Below are 15284 nucleotides of genomic sequence, written 5' to 3'. Positions count from 1 at the left end.
GGCACACAGCCTATCGCAGACATTGCGGACCTTTTTAGTCCTTGATACTGTCCGTACGACACCGTGATACGAGGAGAGATCGTCATGAGACTTGCCGTCGCCGGCGCGACCGGGAACATCGGGGCCCTCACCGTCACCGCCCTCGAACGGGACGGGCACGACGTCGTGCGCATCAGCCGTTCGCTCGGCGTGGACCTGTCGACCGGCGACGGGCTCGACGGCGCCCTGTCGGGCGTCGAGGCGGTGATCGACGCGACCAACGCGGCGGCGTCCGACGTGGCCGGGACGGTGGCGTACCTGGGCACCGCCACCCGGAACCTGCTCGCCGCCGAGGAGCGGGCCGGGGTCCGCCACCATGTGCTGCTGTCGATCGTCGGGATCGCCGGGATCGCTCACGTCGACGGCAACGCGCACCACGCCGGCAAGCGGGAGCAGGAGCGCCTCGTGGCCGAGGGACCGGTGCCGTGGACGATCGTCCCGGCCACCCAGTTCCACGACTTCGCGGCGATGGTGGCGGGCTGGACCGAGCAGGACGGCGTCGCCACGATCCCGCCGCTGCTCGTGCAGCCGGTCGCGCCGGCGGACGTGGCGGCCGTCCTCGCCGAGGTCGCGGTGGGCGAGCCGCGGGGGCATTACGCCGACGTCGCCGGGCCCGAACGGCAGGACCTGGTGGACATGGCCCGGCGCACCAACGAGGCGCGCGGCCGTGCCGTGAAGCTCGTGCCGACGTGGACGGCGATGTTCAGCCCGGTGATGGCCGGCAACGTGATGCTGCCCGGCGACGGCGCCCGCATCATGCCGACCACCTTCGACACCTGGCTCGCGGACCAGACGTCCTAGCGGACCGCGGGCCTCACCGCTCGGCCCGTCCCTTCGCGCAGATCAATGCGCGCCCGCATCCGGGGCCGGCCTGCTCCTGCTGCGTCTGGTCTTCCATGATCCTCCTCGAACGGACATCGCGGCCTGTGCGCGAACTCCTGAGCGGTTCTGGCCTCCAGCCTGGTGTGGAGAGCATCGTCAACGACCGTCCGCCCCCGGCATGGCCGCCCCCTCCGGTCCATCCGCACCGGCTCCCGGTTCATTCGTCGGGAACAGGATCAGGCTCAGCAGATGGGGGGTGCGGCCAGGCGCGGGCCGGTTGCCCCTCCGGGCGGCGAACACGCCGCGGAGCGCCTCGATCATCTCGGCGAGCTCGTCGGGGCTGAGCCAGAAGGTGCCCTGCCGGTAGCTCACCGAGTCGGCGGTGGGGTCGGCTCCGTCCCGGTCGAGGTAGCCGTTGAACTCGGCGTGCAGGGCGGCCATGGCGGCGGTGAAGCCCTGGCGGTGGTCGTCCAGGGACATGGACGCGGCCGTGTCGGCGTCGATCACCGCCTGCTCGCGGCGCAGCCGGTAGTGGCGTTCGACGGCGCCGTGCACGCGCTGCTCGCCGGCGACTTCCAGCACTTCCGCCTCGGCCAGCAGGCCGACGTGCCGGTACACGGTGGTCTTGGGGACGTCGGGCAGGCAGGCGCACAGGTCGGAGGTCGTGCGGGTGCCTCCGCCGGACAAGGCGTGCACGATGCGCAGCCGCACCGGGTGCAGGAGCAGTTCAAGGGTGTCCATGCCCTTACGTTTCCATATTTGGTACTGTTTCCAAAGTTGGGAATGCGATCGGCGGACAAGGAGTCAGGGATGCATCAAATGACCGGGGCGATCCCGCCGGTGGGACGGCACCACGAGGTCGGGGGCCGGAGGCTGCTGCTCCACCGATCGGGCAGCGGGAGCCCGGCGGTGGTGTTCCTCCCCGGGGCCGGCTCGTCCGGCATGGACGGCTATATCGTCCACCGGCGAGTCGCCGAGCTCACCACGAGCGTGATCTACGACCGGGGCGGGACGGGGTGGAGCGACCGGGTCGAGCTGCCGCGCACCTGCGCCCAGGTCACCGACGAACTGCGCGAGGCACTGCGGGTCGCCGGCGTGCCCGCCCCCTACCTGCTGGTCGGTCACTCACTCGGCGGCCTTTACGCACGCCACTACGCGCAGCGTTTCCCCGGCGAGGTGGCGGGTCTGGTCCTGGTGGAGACCGAGCACGAGGACTACGACTCCTGCATGCCCCGGGAACTGAACGAGCTGTACCAGGCATGGGACCCCGGCGAGGCGTTGCCCGACGAGCTGCCGGACGAGATCGTCCAGTTCTACCGCGACCTGTTCGCGCGGGAGATGGCCGACTGGCCGGAGGAGATCCGCGCGCCGCTGATCGAACGTCACGTCAGCCCGGAATGGCTGAGGATCGGCGGTCAGGAGGCGGCCAACCGCGACCGGCTCCACGACGAGGTGCGCACTGCGGGACCGATGCCCGACATCCCGCTGATCGCGCTCACCGCCACGGCCATCGACCCCTTCAAGGAGGCGGTGACCCAGGGCATTCCCAGGTCGCTCCTCCTCCAGGAGGCCGAAGCCAAGACGCGGCTCTACACCGCGCTGGCCGCATCGGTTCCGCACGGCGAGAACCGCGTTGTCGGCGATGCCGGGCACGCCTCCGTCATCTTCCGCCGTCCCGACGCCGTCGTCCAAGCGGTCAAGGATCTCCTGGGCGGTCTCGGCGGCTGATCAGGGAGGTGGTGTCCCCGGCGTCGGGACGCCGCCTCCTGCGGGCTTGCGTCAGAGCACGAGCGGTGGCGGAAGGACCCGGCGCCGCGCCGGTCGGCCGAGCCGGCCGAGCCGGCCGAGTGCGGGATGGGCGCGGCCGTCACGCGGGCGGCTGTGGCCCGACCGGCCCCGCCCGTTCCCTCAGCCGCCGCAGCAGGCCCGTCCACCCGTCACCGGTCTCACCTTCGAGCGGGAGCGGGAGGCCGCTGTGACGGAGCGTGAGACTCGTCCCGCCGTCCGCGGGCGTTAGGGTCACCTCCACCCGTGACGCTCCGGGCGGGATGGCAGGCGCTTCCGGCATCGGCTCCCAGCCGAAGGTGAAGACGATCCGCTCGTGCGGGAGGAGCTCCACGAACTCCCCGCGCATCACCGGGCGCGGCCCGTCCGGCATTGACACCCTCAGGGCGCCGCCGGGCCGGGCGTCGGCCTCGGCTTGTCCCCACCAGTGCGCCAGCCGCGCGGGGTCGGTGAAGAACCGCCAGACCGTCTCGGGCGGCGCCTGGATCCACACCGTCCGCTCGATCGTCGCGTTCACGATGGTCCCCCCTCTTCCTGTTCGGCCGCGCGCTTCAGGCGCGCGAGCGGACCGGACCACAACGTGTCGAAGAACGCCGCCGCCTCGACGAGGCCCGCCGTCTTCAGCCGGTAGAGGCGGCGGTTGCCCGCGCGCCGGACGTCCAGGAGGCCGGCCGTGACCAGGATCCGCAGGTGCTGGGAGACGGCCGGGCGGCTGATGCCGGGGCAGTGCGCGGCGATCTCGCCCGCCGGCACCTCCCCGTCGCGGACCAGCATCAGGATCGCGCGGCGGGTCGGGTCGGCGACCGCCCGCAACACCTCGTCCACCGCTGAGCCTCCTCGGTTGCCTGACCGAAGGCAACATGTAAGTATTTAAGCAACATCTTACACAAGTTGGCAGAGAGAAGTGGACCATGACACCCGAGAACGCGCGACTGGAACCCCTCGTGGGCCGCTGGCGCACGGCGGGCCGGACGGTGTCCGGCCCGGCCGTCGAGATCGCCGGAACCGACAGCTACGCGTGGATGGCCGGCGGAGCCTTTCTGATCCACCGCGCCGAAGTGCGCGTGGGCGATGAAGAGCTCGAGGTCATCGAGATGATCGGCCCCTACGACCCGGCGACCGGGACGTGGCCCATGCGCTCGTTCGACAGTCGGGGCGCGTTCGGCACCATGCACGCCACCGTGGACGACGACGTTTGGACGTTCACGGGCGCAACCGAGCGCGCGACGCTCACCGTCACCGACTCCACCATGGCGGCCAGATGGGAACGCACCGAGAACGGTTCGGACTGGACTGGCTGGATGGACATGACCTTCACCCGGATCCCGTGAGCGATCACCGCACCAGCGACCGCCCGATACCCCCGGGCCGGGTGTCGTTGCTGGTGGGGCCCGGCGCGGAGCGGTTCGAGACTCTGCCCTAGATCGTTATATGGGAGACTGGCGTGTTCGCTGGCGGGAACGCGAGGACTGGAGCGTCTGGTGGGGGATGTGCTGCGGGTTTCGCGGCCCAACGCGCGGTTCCAGCAGTGGGAGGCACTGCTGCGGAACCGGAACAAGCGGCAGCGGGCGGGAGAGTTCCTGGTCCAGGGGGTTCGGCCGATCAGCCTGGCGGTGGAGCGCGGCTGGCCGGTGCGGGTGCTGATCTACGATGCCGAGCGGCCGCTGTCGCGGTGGGCGGCCGAGATGCTGGAGCGGGCCGGGGCCGAGCGGGTGGCGATGGCGCCCGAGCTGCTGCGGGAGCTGAGCGGCAAGGAGCAGGAGGTTCCCGAGCTGGTGGCGGTGGTGGCGCTGCCGGACGATGACCTGTCGCGGATCGCGGTGGGGCCGTCGTTCCTGGGAGTGGTGTTCGACCGGCCGGCCGGGCCCGGCAACATCGGCACGATGGTGCGTTCGCTGGACGCGTTCGGCGGCGCCGGGCTGATCGTCACCGGGCACGCCGCCGACCCCTACGATCCCAAGGCGGTGCGCGCCTCCACCGGGTCGCTGCTGGCGGTCCCGGTCGTCCGCGTCCGCTCCCACCGCGAGGTGCTGGACTGGGCGCAGCGGGAGCGGGCGGCCGGACGTCCGCTCACCGTGGTCGGCACCGACGAGAACGGCACTGCCGACATCGCCGAGGTGGACCTGACGGGGCCCGTGCTGCTGGTGATCGGCAACGAGACCGCCGGGCTGAGCGCGGGCTGGCGGCAGGGCTGCGACACGATGGCGCGGATCCCGATCGGCGGCGCGGCCAGCTCACTCAACGCCGCCAGCGCCGCCACGATCACGCTGTACGAGGCCGCCCGCCAACGCGGCCGCCGGCCTTAGCCCCCTGTGGCCTACCGTTGCCTTCCCGGTGGGAACCGGACGCCCTGCCGGTTCCCGTCGGCTCCCGGTACTGACACGGTCCCCCGCCGCGGCCCGATCGCCCTTGACGGCCTCGTCGTCCTGACCGCTGGGTCGCTGCGGACGCGGACCCTCAGGCGGGGGCGCGGTGACGGGCCAGCGGAGCGTGCGGGTCGGTGTCGCCGTGACGGGTGGCCGGATCGGCGTGGACCAGGGCGGCGGCCAGCCGGGGAACGGCGTGCAGGAGGGCGTGCTCGGCCTCGACGGCGATCCGGTGCGCGTCGCGGACGCTGAGGTCGCCGGCCACGACGATGGCGATCTCGGCTCGCAGCCGGTGGCCGATCCAGCGCATCCGCAGCTCGCCGACCTCGACGACCCCGTCGACCGCGCGCAAGACGTGCTCGGCGCGGTCGATCAGGGCGGGATCGACGGCGTCCATCAGGCGCCGGAAGACCTCGCGGACCGCGTCCTTGAGGACGGCCAGGATCGCGATGGTGATCAGCAGGCCGACGATCGGGTCGGCCAGCGGCCAGCCGAGCGCGGCCCCGCCCGCGCCGAGCAGGACGGCCAGGGAGGTGAAGCCGTCGGTGCGGGCGTGCAGCCCGTCCGCGACCAGGGCCGCCGATCCGATCCGCCTGCCGGTGGCGATGCGGTAGCGGGCCACCCACTCGTTGCCGATGAACCCGATCACCGCCGCGGCGGCGACCGCGGGCAGGTAGCCGATCGTCCGGGGATTCAGCAGCCGGTCGACCGCCGTCCAGGCCGCCAGTGCGGAGGAGGCGGCGATGGTGAGCACGATGACGATGCCGGCCAGGTCCTCCGCGCGGCCGAAGCCGTAGGTGAACCGGCGGGTCGCCGCCCGCCGTCCGAGGACGAACGCGACGCCGAGCGGAAGCGCGGTCAGCGCGTCGGCCGCGTTGTGGACGGTGTCGCCCAGCAGTGCCACCGAACCGGACAGCACCACCACGCCGGCCTGGAGGACGGCGGTGACCGCCAGCACACCGAGCGAGATCCACAAGGTGCGCATGCCTTCGGCGGAGGTCTCCATCGCCGGGTCGACCTTGTCGGCGGCCTCGTGGCCGTGCGGCCTGGCCAGGTGCGCCACCTGGTGCCCGAAGCGCGACCACCGTCCCGGACCGTGCTCGTGGCCGTCGTGACGGTGGCCGCCGGGCCGGCGGTCGTGGTGGTGCGGCTCGCGGGATGTGCTCTGGTCGCTCACGTCGGCTCACGCTTCCCGGATCGGAGGTCGGCGCGGCGGACCGGCTGGACACCGTCCGCCCACCCGTCCATTATGTGCATATGAGTGCACGCATGCACCTATCAGGTGCGCAGGACCCGCAACAGCGAGACGGAGGCGATCGCCACGCGGTGGCCGCGCAGGTGCTGGGGCTGCTGGCCGACCGCACCCGGCTGATCCTGCTGGAGCGCCTCGCCGAGGGCGAGGCCGACGTGGGCACCCTGACCGAGGCGTGCGCGGTGGCCCGTCCGTCGGTCAGCCAGCACCTGGCCCGGCTCCGGCTGGCCGGGCTGGTCACCACCCGCAAGGAGGGCCGCCGGGTGATCTACGCACTGCCGCACGGGCACGTCAAGCGCCTGGTCGACGAGGCTCTCCGGTCCGCCGACCACCGGCTCGGCGACCTCCCGCCCCACGACTGACCGGGCGGGCCATGTCCGCACGCCAGGTCCTCCACGGCGACGACCTCGCCCTGCTCGCTCAGCTACTCCGGTGGCTCCGCGAACGGGCGGTGAGCCTCAGGGCGGGCCCGGTGCTCCAGAAACTCTGACGGCGGCCGGGCGACGCCGTCCTGGAGGAACTCGACGGCATATCGTATATCGACGAGCGACTGCCTCCATCGATCACCCACCTCAGCCGCTGGAGCCGTGCGGACGGCGCGGCACTGGAGGGCCTGCTCGGCATCGCCTTCGTGGCTGTTCCTGCTCACCCGCACGCTGCGCAAGGGTGATCCGTTCGCGCCCGGCAACCTGCGCCGCCTCTACGGGATCGCCTTACTGGTCCTCTTGGGCGGCGTGCTCGGCAACTGGCCGGAAGCCATCACCGGCACCCTGCTCGTCACCGGGACGCCCCTGAGGGCCGGGTCCTGACCTCATTGGAGATCTCACTCCTGCCCGTGGTGGCCTTCTTCCTCGTCGTGGCTCTGGCCGAGGCGTTCTGGCTCGGCACCCGGCTGCGTGAGGACACCGAGGGGCTGGTCTGATGCCACCAGAGGACGCCCACCGCGTCCAGGTCCATCTGGCCCGCCTGCTGGCCGAGCGCGACATGACGCTCACCGAGCTGGCCTAACGGGTCGGCGTGACGGTGGTGAACCTGTCGATCCTCAAGAACGGCCGGGCCAAGGCCATCCGCTTCTCCACCCTCACCGCCGTCTGCGAGGCCCTGGAGTGCCGGCCCGGCGACCTCCTGGGCCTGAGCGACGACGACTGAACGCATCGTCCCCCCGACCGAACGCGCCCCTGCCCGCCGCCACCGCTGAGCAGCACCACGCCTGCTTCACCCCTGCCGCGTCGATCCTTGACGGCATCCCCGGGAGGGGGGAACGGGCGCCGTCTCACCGGAACCGCCGGACGAACCGGAGGCGGCGAGGTCGAGGAGCATCATCGCGTCGTGGTCCGGGCTGCCGGGCGGCGCCATGTAGACGATGAGGCGCTGGCCTTGCGCGCGGTTCAGGGACAGTCCCTCGTGCGAGAGCGTCATCGTGCCGACCTCCGGGTGCCGGAGGGTCTTCTCGCCGTCGCCGATCGTGCGCACCTCGTACCGCTCCCAGAGCCGGCTGAAGTCGGGGCTCTTGACGATCAGCTCGCCCACGAGCGAAGCGAGCTCCGGGGCGTCCGGATCGGTGCCAGCGATCGCCCGCAACTGGGCGACGCAGCCCTCCGCCTTCTGCTCCCAGTTCGTCCACAGCTCGCGGGCCGCCGGGTGCAGGAAGACGTACCGGATGGTGTTCCGCTGCCGCTCAGGCCAGTCGGCGATGCCGTGGAGCAGCCGCAGCCCGGCGGGATTGGCCGCCAGCAGGTCGTTGGTGCGGCTCACGACGTAGGCCGGGTTGGGCCGGAGCGTCTCCAGAAGCCGCCTGACGGTCGGACGGACCCGCCGTGACGGCACGGGACGGGGACCGGGCGCACGCTGCGCCGCCCGCGCCGCCAACTCGCGCAGGAAGCCGCGTTCCTCCCCGTCGAGGCGGAGTGCGTCGGCCAGCGCCTCGACCACGGAGGGGCTCGGACGGGTCTCCTTGCCGCGTTCCAGCCGTACGTAGTAGTCGATGCTCACACCGGCCAGCGCCGCCACCTCCTCCCGGCGCAGGCCCGGCGTACGGCGCGTGCCGGTTCCGGCGGGCAGCCCGACGTCCGCCGGGCGGAGGCCGCCACGGCGAGCCAACAGAAACTTCCCGAACTCGGTCACTTCGTCATTCTGCCAGCGTGTGGTCACGGGTCCGGCCCGGAGCCTGGCCCTGTCACACCCCTGGTGGCGCACCCCGGAAGATCGCGGTCTGCCCCGCCCCCGCGAGCCTCACCAGGCTGGACGGATGACCACCCCCGCACCTGCCCGCGCGTCACAGGACGCCCGGCAACGCACGGCCGCACCGAAGCTGATCCTGGCGACCACGTTCATGGGCATCTTCCTGCTCAACCTCGATGCCATGGCGGTGACCGTGGCGCTGCCCGGGATCGGGCGGGCGCTCGGTGGCGGCACGGCGGGACTGCAATGGATCGTGGACGCCTACACGCTGATGTTCGCCGCACTCCTGATCTCCGCGGGCACGCTCTCCGACCGCATCGGGGCGAGCCGCGCGTTCGGCGCCGGCGTCGCGGTCTTCACGGTCGCCTCGGCGGCCTGCGGACTGGCGCCGGGGCTGGACGAGCTGATCGCCGCCCGCCTGCTCCAGGGGAGCGCGGCGGCGATCATGCTGCCCTCCTCGCTGGCCCTCGTCCGGCAGGCCTTCCCGGACGCGGCCGAACGGGCCCGGGCCATCGCGCTGTGGACCGTGGCCGGAGCCGTCGCGGTCGCCGCCGGCCCGGTGGCCGGCGGGGTGCTGTCCAGCACCCTGAGCTGGCGGGCGATCTTCGTCGTCAACCTGCCCGTCGGCCTCGCCGTCCTCGCGGTGCTGACCCGCGTGGAGCGTTCGCCGCGCCGGGCCGCGCCACTCGATCCGTACGGCCAGCTCACGGCGATCGTCGCGCTCGCGGCCCTCACCTTCGGGGTGATCGGCGGAGGGGAGTACGGCTTCGGCGAGCCCCTGGTGCCGGGCTGTCTGGGGCTCGCCGCGGTGGCGGCGGTCGCGTTCGTCATGATCGAGGCGCGTACCGCCGCGCCGATGGTCCCGCTCGGCCTCTTCCGTTCGCGCACGGTGACGGTTTCAGTCGTGATCGGCTTCGGCGTCAATGCCGCGTTCTACGGGCTGGTGTTCGTGCTGAGCCTGTTCTTGCAGGACGTTCTACACCTGTCCGTCATGGCCGCGGGGGTGATGTTCCTGCCGATGATGGCCGTGATCGCCGGAGCCAATCTGGTCTCGGCCAGGGCTGCGGCACGCTTCGGGCCGCGGATGCCGATCGCCGCGGGACAAGCGATCTTCGCGCTGGCGATGTTCGGCCTGCTCTGGATGGACGAGGGGACCGGCAGGCCGGTGATCGCGGCGATGCTCGTCCCGGCCGGCCTCGGCCTGGGTCTCGCCGTGCCCTCCCTGACCGCCGTCCTGCTGAACGACATCGCCGCGGACCGGGCCGGCACGGCCGCCGGGATCCTGAACTCCTTCCGGCAGACGGGCGGCGCGCTCGCCGTGGCCGTCGTCGGAGCCTTGGTCGCGGACCGGGGTGAGTTCATGGTGGGTCTGCGGGTCGCCTTGTGCGTCGCGGCCGTGATGCTGGTAGTCACCACGGCCGCGGCCCTCAAGCTCCCGCGCGGTTGATGACGCAGCCCGTACGACGGGCTCGGCGCCAGGACGGCACGGACGAGACGCGACACCGGTGGCGCCGAGCTGGTCTGTATCCGTCGCCCCGACGGTTCAGCCGGGCGGCTCGTCCAGTACCAGCCCCAAGGCGGCCGCCAGGTCGATGGTTCTGCGGGGTGTTGAGCACTGCTTGGCCAGGCTGATCTGGTCGAGGCGGCCGTTACGGGCTTGGAAGAGAGTCCTCGCTGCGGGATGCCGGCGCAGTTCGTCCGTGGTGAGCTCGTCGGCTACTCGATGCGCTGCGGCGGCCAGGGCGGGGAAGGCCGACTGGAGATCGGCGGCCCATTCTCGGAGTGCCTCCAGCCACTTCAGCACGGCGGCGTCATGTGCCGAGGAGAACCGCTCTGTCGCCTGAGCCAACTCGCCCCAGGTGGAGTCAGGCCATGTCCTGGTCTTCAGGACGGGCAACTGCCACTGGCGCTTGGTGGTCGACCAGTGGTCGGCGCGTGCCTGGACCGAGTGGACCGTGAATCCCGGGAGGCACACTGCGGTCAGGTTCCAGCCATGGCAGGCACCGGTGTCGAGGCCGAAGATCCTGCCGTCGCGGATCATCGGTTCCCGGCCGGTCACGTGATGGCCGAACACCACCGGCTTGGCATCGGTGTAGTGGTCGTGCCAGTAGCCGTCCGGGAACAGCGCCGTGAGCTCCCGTTCCCCTCTCGTCGAGCCACAGAGGATTTCCTCCTTCTGGTCGGACAGCGGAATTCCGGACAGCATCGCGGCGTGGACGACACGGACGTGCTCGTCCTCGAAGTAGTACGGCAGCGTCCGCATCCAGTCGACCGTTTCGGCGTAGTGGTCGCCAAGCTGCAGGCGCGTGATCTCCTGTGCGTAGGAGAAGATCCCGCGTACGTGCTTCCGCTCATGGTTGCCCATGACCACGACCGAGTTCGGGCGCTCGCGGAAGAGCCCGACCACGTCACCGGGCGCTGGGCCGCGGTCGACCAGGTCACCGACGCTGACCAGCAGGTCGTCCGGTCGGATGTCGACGTCCTCGAGCAGTTCGAGCAGCTCGTCGAAGCAGCCGTGGATGTCGCCGATGATGATCGTGCGCCTCATGCGCGCGATCCTAGGGAGCCGTCGGTTCGGCGGGCAAAGGATTATGTGCGTTGCTCCCGTGGTTCGCCGGTGATCGTGGTGCGCATCAGGGGGGCGGCGGCCTGGAGATGGTGGGGATGCAGGGGGAGCAGGGCACCGGCGCGTTTGACGGTGCGGATGACCGGAGCCGTCTCGATGCTGCGGATCGCGTCCAGGGACGCGATCCGCTCGGTCAGATAGCGGGAGAGGTCGAGCGGGTCACGGCAGTTGACGGCGGCGAGCAGGTTGGTGGGTCCGGTGGTCAGCGCCACCAGGGAGACCTCGGGGTGATCGGCCATCGCCGCCGCCACCGCGGTGAGCTGTGACGGGCGCACCGACATCCAGAGGCGCGCTTCGGTGCGGTAGCCGAGCGCGGCGGGCGGGACGTCGACCAGGAAGGTGAGCGCCCCGGCCCGGCGCAGGGAGCTCAGGCGGCGCCGCACGGTGGACTCCGACCATCCGGTCGCGGCGGCGAGCTCGGTGTGGCTCGTCCGGCCGTCCCGGGACAGCAGGTCGAAGAGGGGGCGGTCCGCCGGGCTGAGGGAGACGTCGGAGCCGTCGGCGGGCGGCGGGGCGAGCAGGGCGACCTGCTCGGGGGTGAGGCGCGCCGGTCCCGCCCAGTTGTTGGGCAGCGCGTAGTGGCCGAGCAGGAGGTGGGCGGAGACGGCGGTGACGCGGGTGGTCCGGGGCAGCTTGTGCAGGAGCAGGGCGTCGCTCTCGTCGCTGGTGGGGGTCTGGGTGCTACAGGAGATCTCGGTTCCGCCGGAGAGGAGGTGGACGTACGACGTGTCGGTGCGGGCGGCGAGCGCCCTGGCGATGGCGTCCGCCGCGTCCGGTGTGCACTGCACCCGGATGGTCCAGGCGTTGTAGCCGAGCCGGGCGCCGTTGAGCGTGCCGACGACCCGCAGGATTCCGGCGGTGCGCAGGCGGCGGTAGCGGCGGGCGACGGTGTTCTCGGAGACGCCGAGGGCCCGTCCGATGAGGCGGTGCGAGGCGCGCCCGTCGATCTGCAGGGCGTGCACCAGGCCTTGGTCGATCTCGTTGAGGGGGACGGCATCGGTCTTCATGAGCCGAGAGTGTGCCAGTTTCCGCCGCGAGGACGGGCACTGCTGGCGGTGATAGGCCGGTGACTCCGAACGTATGGGGCGACCGATCTAGGAGGAAGTCCCATGCGCAAGTGGTGGCCCTTGGCGGCCGTCTGTCTCGGCACCTTCATGTTCCTGCTCGACACCACCGTGCTGTCCGTCGCCCTGCCCGGCATCGGAGCCGAGCTGTCCGCGCCGTTGTCCTCGCTCCAGTGGGTCGCGAACGTCTACACGCTCGTCCTGGCCGTGCTGATGCTCCCGATGGGGTCGCTGACCGACCGGTTCGGCGCGCGGACGGTGTACATCGCCGGGCTGGCGGTGTTCGGCGCCGCCTCGCTCGGCTGCGGCCTGGCGCCGAACGCGGGCGTGTTGATCGCCGTCCGCGGGGTGCAGGGAATCGGGGGTGCGGCTCTGGCCGTGACCTCGTTCGCCCTGCTCGGCGCGGTCTACCGGGGGCCCGACATGGGCCGGGCGATGGGGGTGTTCGGTGCGGTGACGGGGCTCGCCGCCGCTGCCGGGCCGGTGCTCGGCGGCGTGCTCACCCAGTACCTGGGCTGGCGGGCGGTCTTCTTCGTCAACCTTCCGCTCGTCGTCGCCACCATCGCGGTGTCCTTCCGGATTCCGGCGGCGGAGCGCCGGCCGGCTCCGGCCCGTGTCGATCTGCCGGGCGTGGTCGCGTTCGCGCTGTGCGCGGCCTCGCTCACCTACGCCCTGACCTTGGCCGGTGAGGACGGCCGGCCTTCGCTCCCGGTGATCGGTCTGCTGGTGCTCGCCGCGCTCGCGCTCGCCGCCTTCGCCCGCATCGAGCTGCGCGCCTCCGCGCCGCTGCTCGATGTGCGGCTGTTCTCGCGGGCCTCTTTCTCAGCGGTGATGATGTGCGTGGTCGCCTCCACCGCCGCCTTCGCGGCGCTCGTCTACACGTCGGTGTGGCTCCAGTCGGGGCTCGGGCTGGGCCCGGTGCGCGCCGGGCTGGCGCTCCTGCCTCTGGCCCTGGCGTCCTTCGCCACCTCGCTGCTCAGCGGACGCAGGCTGCACGGCCGGTCGCCGCGCGCGGTCCTCGGCACCGGGCTGCTGCTGAGCGGGATCGGCTGCGCGCTCCAGGCCGGACTGGACGCGGGGTCGTCCGCCGGATCCATCGCGGCGGGGCTGGCGGTCGCCGGTGTCGGGGTGGGGCTGATGGGACCGGCGATGGGAGCCGCGGTCTTCGCGGCGCTGCCGCCGGAGCGGGGCGGCATGGCCGCCGGGGCCATGACCACGTTCCGCCAGTTGGGGCAGACGCTCGGCGTCGCGGTGTTCGGCGTGCTGTTCCAGCAGGGCGGCACCGCGTCCGGCGGGCTGAACCGGGTCCTGATCGCGGCCGCGGGGATCGGGCTTGCCGGAGCCGCGCTCGCCCGCGTCCTCGTTCCGCGTCCGGTGGCGGGTGAGGCAACGGACGCGGTCAGCCGGGACCTCACCGGCTCCCGATGATTTGCACTGGTCATGGGGATGTGTGCTGAGATAGGGCCCGCTTCGCAAAGATCGAGAAGGGTGTGGCCCACGCATGCGCACGACACTGAGCGTCACGGCCCTCGGGCTGGCCGCCGTCCTGCTGTCCGGCTGTGGCGGTGACGGTGACGAGAAGGGCGGCGGTGAGACGCCGTCCCTGGCCGCGACCGCTCAAGAATCGCAGCAGGTGGCGGAGCCGGCGGGCTCGAAGGGGCTCGCGGGGACCTGGAAGCCGATCAACAAGAGCCCGATCGCCGAGCTCACCATCACGGGGAACACCGTGCGGACGACCGGTCGGCTCGCCTGCCCCGGCACCATCACCGGGGCCGGCACCCCGAAGCCGGTCCTCACCCTGAAGTGCGCCACCGAGAACGCCGACCGCAAGCGCGGCACCCTGAAGCTCAAGCCGGACGGGTCGGCGCTCGTTGTCACCTGGGACGGCCCGTCCTACGGAGGCGTGATCGACAGCCTGAAGCGGTCCGGCTGACGATCCGGGTGGGCCCGGCCCCTGGGCGGGGCCGGGCGTTCAGGCGTCGCGGCGGTGGCGGGCGGCGACCACGGAGATCCAGAGCATCGCGGTGAGGGCGCCGACGGCCAGGGTCAGGGAGCCGCCCTTGCCGCCGGTCATCGACCAGCCGTTCCCGATGAGCAGGGCGGTGCCGGCCACGCGGGACGCGATGGCGTGGCCGCGGTTCCCGGCGCGGCTGAAGTGGCGGCCCAGCACGTAGCAGGCGGCGATCAGGGCGGTGAAGGCGATCGTCCCGGCGGCCATGTGACCGTAGCTGTGCCAGGTGAGGGCCTCGGGCATCCCCGCGGGGGTGCCGGTCGGGAAGCCGTCGGCCGGGTCCATCACGAAGGCGCCCGCGGCGATCATGCCGAGCCCGTTGACCCGGATCAGCCGCGGCGCCCAGGTGCCTCCCGGGGTGCCGGACAGGGCCCGGCGCAGCCCGGTCGCCCCGGCGATGGTCAGGGCGCCGGCGACCATGAAGTTGGTGATCTGGAGCCAGCCGAGGGAGCCGTTGCTCAGCGTGCTCAGCGGGTGGCGGGTCAGGTCGAAGCCCTCGCGGGTGGCGGCCTGGGCCAGGGAGACGGCCCCCCACAGCGGCGCCGAGGCGATCGCGCAGGTGAGCAGGGCGCGGGTGGACGGGGCGCGGGTGGACGGGGCGACGGCGGCGTGGGCGGGGGTCTGGACGGTGGCGGTCATGGTCTGTCCTCTCGGGTCCGACTGGTTCTGCCCACACGTCGATCCGAGCATATGACAGGGAACGCCACCCTTCCCTGTCGGATAACGTCGTTCGACGTGGTGGCAGAGCAACCGATCAGAAGGAGAACGGCCCGTGCGCTACCTGATGATGACCAAGGCATCCGACTCCGTCCCGGACGAGAGCCTGTTCACGGAGATGAGCAGGTTCACCGAGGAGCTGGCCTCCGCGGGCGTGCTGCTGGCCACCGGCGGCCTCGAGCCGGGCGGCGTCCGGGTGACGTCCTCCGGGGGCGAGATCAGCGTGACGGACGGCCCCTTCGCCGAGGCCAAGGAGGCGGTGGCCGGCTTCGCGCTGGTCGAGGTCCGGTCACGGGAGGAGGCGATCGAGCTGGCCCGCCGGTTCCGCAAGATCACCGGCGACGGGGAGAGCATCCTCCAGCAGGTCTTCGGCCCTTGATCACCGGCATCGCCGTCCCGGCCGGGGCCCCGGCCGGGACGG

18 protein-coding genes and 1 pseudogene are annotated in these 15284 nt (G+C 72.1%); 11 read left to right on the top strand and 8 right to left on the bottom strand.

Annotation, left to right across the window (positions count from 1 at the left end):
* The first annotated feature begins 84 nt into the window (after positions 1 to 84).
* On the top strand, positions 85 to 840 hold the full coding sequence (locus QP090_RS31720; protein ID WP_285943332.1) for an SDR family oxidoreductase: 756 nt from the start codon (positions 85 to 87) through the stop codon (positions 838 to 840).
* Between the two features lie 177 nt (positions 841 to 1017).
* On the opposite strand, the gene QP090_RS31715 is transcribed toward QP090_RS31720, so the two are convergent.
* The gene (locus QP090_RS31715) at positions 1018 to 1602 is read right to left on the bottom strand and encodes a helix-turn-helix domain-containing protein (protein ID WP_285943331.1); all 585 of its coding nucleotides are present in this window, start codon (positions 1600 to 1602) and stop codon (positions 1018 to 1020) included.
* Between the two features lie 69 nt (positions 1603 to 1671).
* Here QP090_RS31715 and QP090_RS31710 point away from each other — a divergent pair, with 69 nt between their 5' ends.
* On the top strand, positions 1672 to 2589 hold the full coding sequence (locus tag QP090_RS31710; RefSeq protein WP_285943329.1) for an alpha/beta fold hydrolase: 918 nt from the start codon (positions 1672 to 1674) through the stop codon (positions 2587 to 2589).
* 139 nt (positions 2590 to 2728) lie between these two features.
* Here the strand turns inward: QP090_RS31710 and QP090_RS31705 are convergent, their stop codons facing one another.
* Entirely contained in the window at positions 2729 to 3163 is a 435-nt protein-coding gene (locus QP090_RS31705) for an SRPBCC family protein (RefSeq protein ID WP_285943328.1), read from the bottom strand.
* Entirely contained in the window at positions 3160 to 3471 is a 312-nt protein-coding gene (locus tag QP090_RS31700) for an ArsR/SmtB family transcription factor (protein ID WP_285943327.1), read from the bottom strand. Before QP090_RS31700 ends, QP090_RS31705 begins: the two co-directional genes overlap by 4 nt.
* A gap of 86 nt (positions 3472 to 3557) precedes the next feature.
* Here QP090_RS31700 and QP090_RS31695 point away from each other — a divergent pair, with 86 nt between their 5' ends.
* On the top strand, positions 3558 to 3977 hold the full coding sequence (locus tag QP090_RS31695) for a DUF1579 family protein (RefSeq protein ID WP_285943325.1): 420 nt from the start codon (positions 3558 to 3560) through the stop codon (positions 3975 to 3977).
* 150 nt (positions 3978 to 4127) lie between these two features.
* Positions 4128 to 4952: a TrmH family RNA methyltransferase gene (locus QP090_RS31690; protein ID WP_285943324.1), complete on the top strand. Its 825-nt coding sequence runs from the start codon at positions 4128 to 4130 to the stop codon at positions 4950 to 4952.
* Positions 4953 to 5103: 151 nt separating this feature from the next.
* On the opposite strand, the gene QP090_RS31685 is transcribed toward QP090_RS31690, so the two are convergent.
* Positions 5104 to 6189 (bottom strand): cation diffusion facilitator family transporter, encoded by a 1086-nt coding sequence (locus tag QP090_RS31685; protein ID WP_285943323.1) that lies wholly within the window; start codon positions 6187 to 6189, stop codon positions 5104 to 5106.
* A gap of 149 nt (positions 6190 to 6338) precedes the next feature.
* Between QP090_RS31685 and QP090_RS31680 the strand changes: the two genes are divergently transcribed.
* From QP090_RS31680 to QP090_RS31670, 3 genes and pseudogenes are all read left to right on the top strand, one after another.
* The gene (locus QP090_RS31680; RefSeq protein ID WP_349666523.1) at positions 6339 to 6626 is read left to right on the top strand and encodes an ArsR/SmtB family transcription factor; all 288 of its coding nucleotides are present in this window, start codon (positions 6339 to 6341) and stop codon (positions 6624 to 6626) included.
* Positions 6627 to 6851: 225 nt separating this feature from the next.
* Positions 6852 to 7073, top strand: coding sequence for a hypothetical protein (locus tag QP090_RS31675; protein ID WP_285943319.1), 222 nt, complete (start codon positions 6852 to 6854; stop codon positions 7071 to 7073).
* Between the two features lie 112 nt (positions 7074 to 7185).
* A pseudogene (locus QP090_RS31670) lies at positions 7186 to 7413 on the top strand (helix-turn-helix domain-containing protein).
* Between the two features lie 66 nt (positions 7414 to 7479).
* Here QP090_RS31670 and QP090_RS31665 read toward each other — a convergent pair.
* Positions 7480 to 8388 (bottom strand): helix-turn-helix transcriptional regulator, encoded by a 909-nt coding sequence (locus QP090_RS31665; protein ID WP_285943318.1) that lies wholly within the window; start codon positions 8386 to 8388, stop codon positions 7480 to 7482.
* Positions 8389 to 8512: 124 nt separating this feature from the next.
* On the opposite strand from QP090_RS31665, the gene QP090_RS31660 reads away from it, so the two are divergent.
* Positions 8513 to 9892, top strand: a complete 1380-nt coding sequence (locus QP090_RS31660) for an MFS transporter (RefSeq protein ID WP_285943316.1) — start codon at positions 8513 to 8515, stop codon at positions 9890 to 9892.
* Positions 9893 to 9988: 96 nt separating this feature from the next.
* Here the strand turns inward: QP090_RS31660 and QP090_RS31655 are convergent, their stop codons facing one another.
* A complete protein-coding gene (locus QP090_RS31655) occupies positions 9989 to 10993 on the bottom strand; it encodes a metallophosphoesterase family protein (RefSeq protein WP_285943314.1) in 1005 nt (334 codons plus the stop codon).
* Positions 10994 to 11034: 41 nt separating this feature from the next.
* A complete protein-coding gene (locus QP090_RS31650; RefSeq protein ID WP_285943313.1) occupies positions 11035 to 12078 on the bottom strand; it encodes an Lrp/AsnC family transcriptional regulator in 1044 nt (347 codons plus the stop codon).
* Between the two features lie 102 nt (positions 12079 to 12180).
* Here QP090_RS31650 and QP090_RS31645 point away from each other — a divergent pair, with 102 nt between their 5' ends.
* Together QP090_RS31645 and QP090_RS31640 are read left to right on the top strand one after the other, a co-directional pair.
* Positions 12181 to 13563, top strand: a complete 1383-nt coding sequence (locus QP090_RS31645) for an MFS transporter (RefSeq protein ID WP_285943311.1) — start codon at positions 12181 to 12183, stop codon at positions 13561 to 13563.
* Positions 13564 to 13636: 73 nt separating this feature from the next.
* Complete coding sequence (locus tag QP090_RS31640) at positions 13637 to 14068, top strand: hypothetical protein (RefSeq protein WP_285943310.1); 432 nt, start codon at positions 13637 to 13639, stop codon at positions 14066 to 14068.
* Between the two features lie 39 nt (positions 14069 to 14107).
* Here QP090_RS31640 and QP090_RS31635 read toward each other — a convergent pair whose 3' ends face one another.
* A complete protein-coding gene (locus QP090_RS31635; RefSeq protein WP_285943309.1) occupies positions 14108 to 14785 on the bottom strand; it encodes a DUF998 domain-containing protein in 678 nt (225 codons plus the stop codon).
* A gap of 133 nt (positions 14786 to 14918) precedes the next feature.
* On the opposite strand from QP090_RS31635, the gene QP090_RS31630 reads away from it, so the two are divergent.
* Positions 14919 to 15242 (top strand): YciI family protein, encoded by a 324-nt coding sequence (locus QP090_RS31630; RefSeq protein WP_285943307.1) that lies wholly within the window; start codon positions 14919 to 14921, stop codon positions 15240 to 15242.
* The last annotated feature ends 42 nt before the right edge of the window (positions 15243 to 15284 follow it).

It is taken from the genome of Actinomadura xylanilytica (genome assembly GCF_030283145.1).
Taxonomy (GTDB): Bacteria; Actinomycetota; Actinomycetes; order Streptosporangiales; family Streptosporangiaceae; genus Spirillospora; species Spirillospora xylanilytica.
The sequence above is the reverse complement of the archived record's forward strand: the minus strand, read 5'-3'. Positions and strand labels throughout refer to the sequence as shown.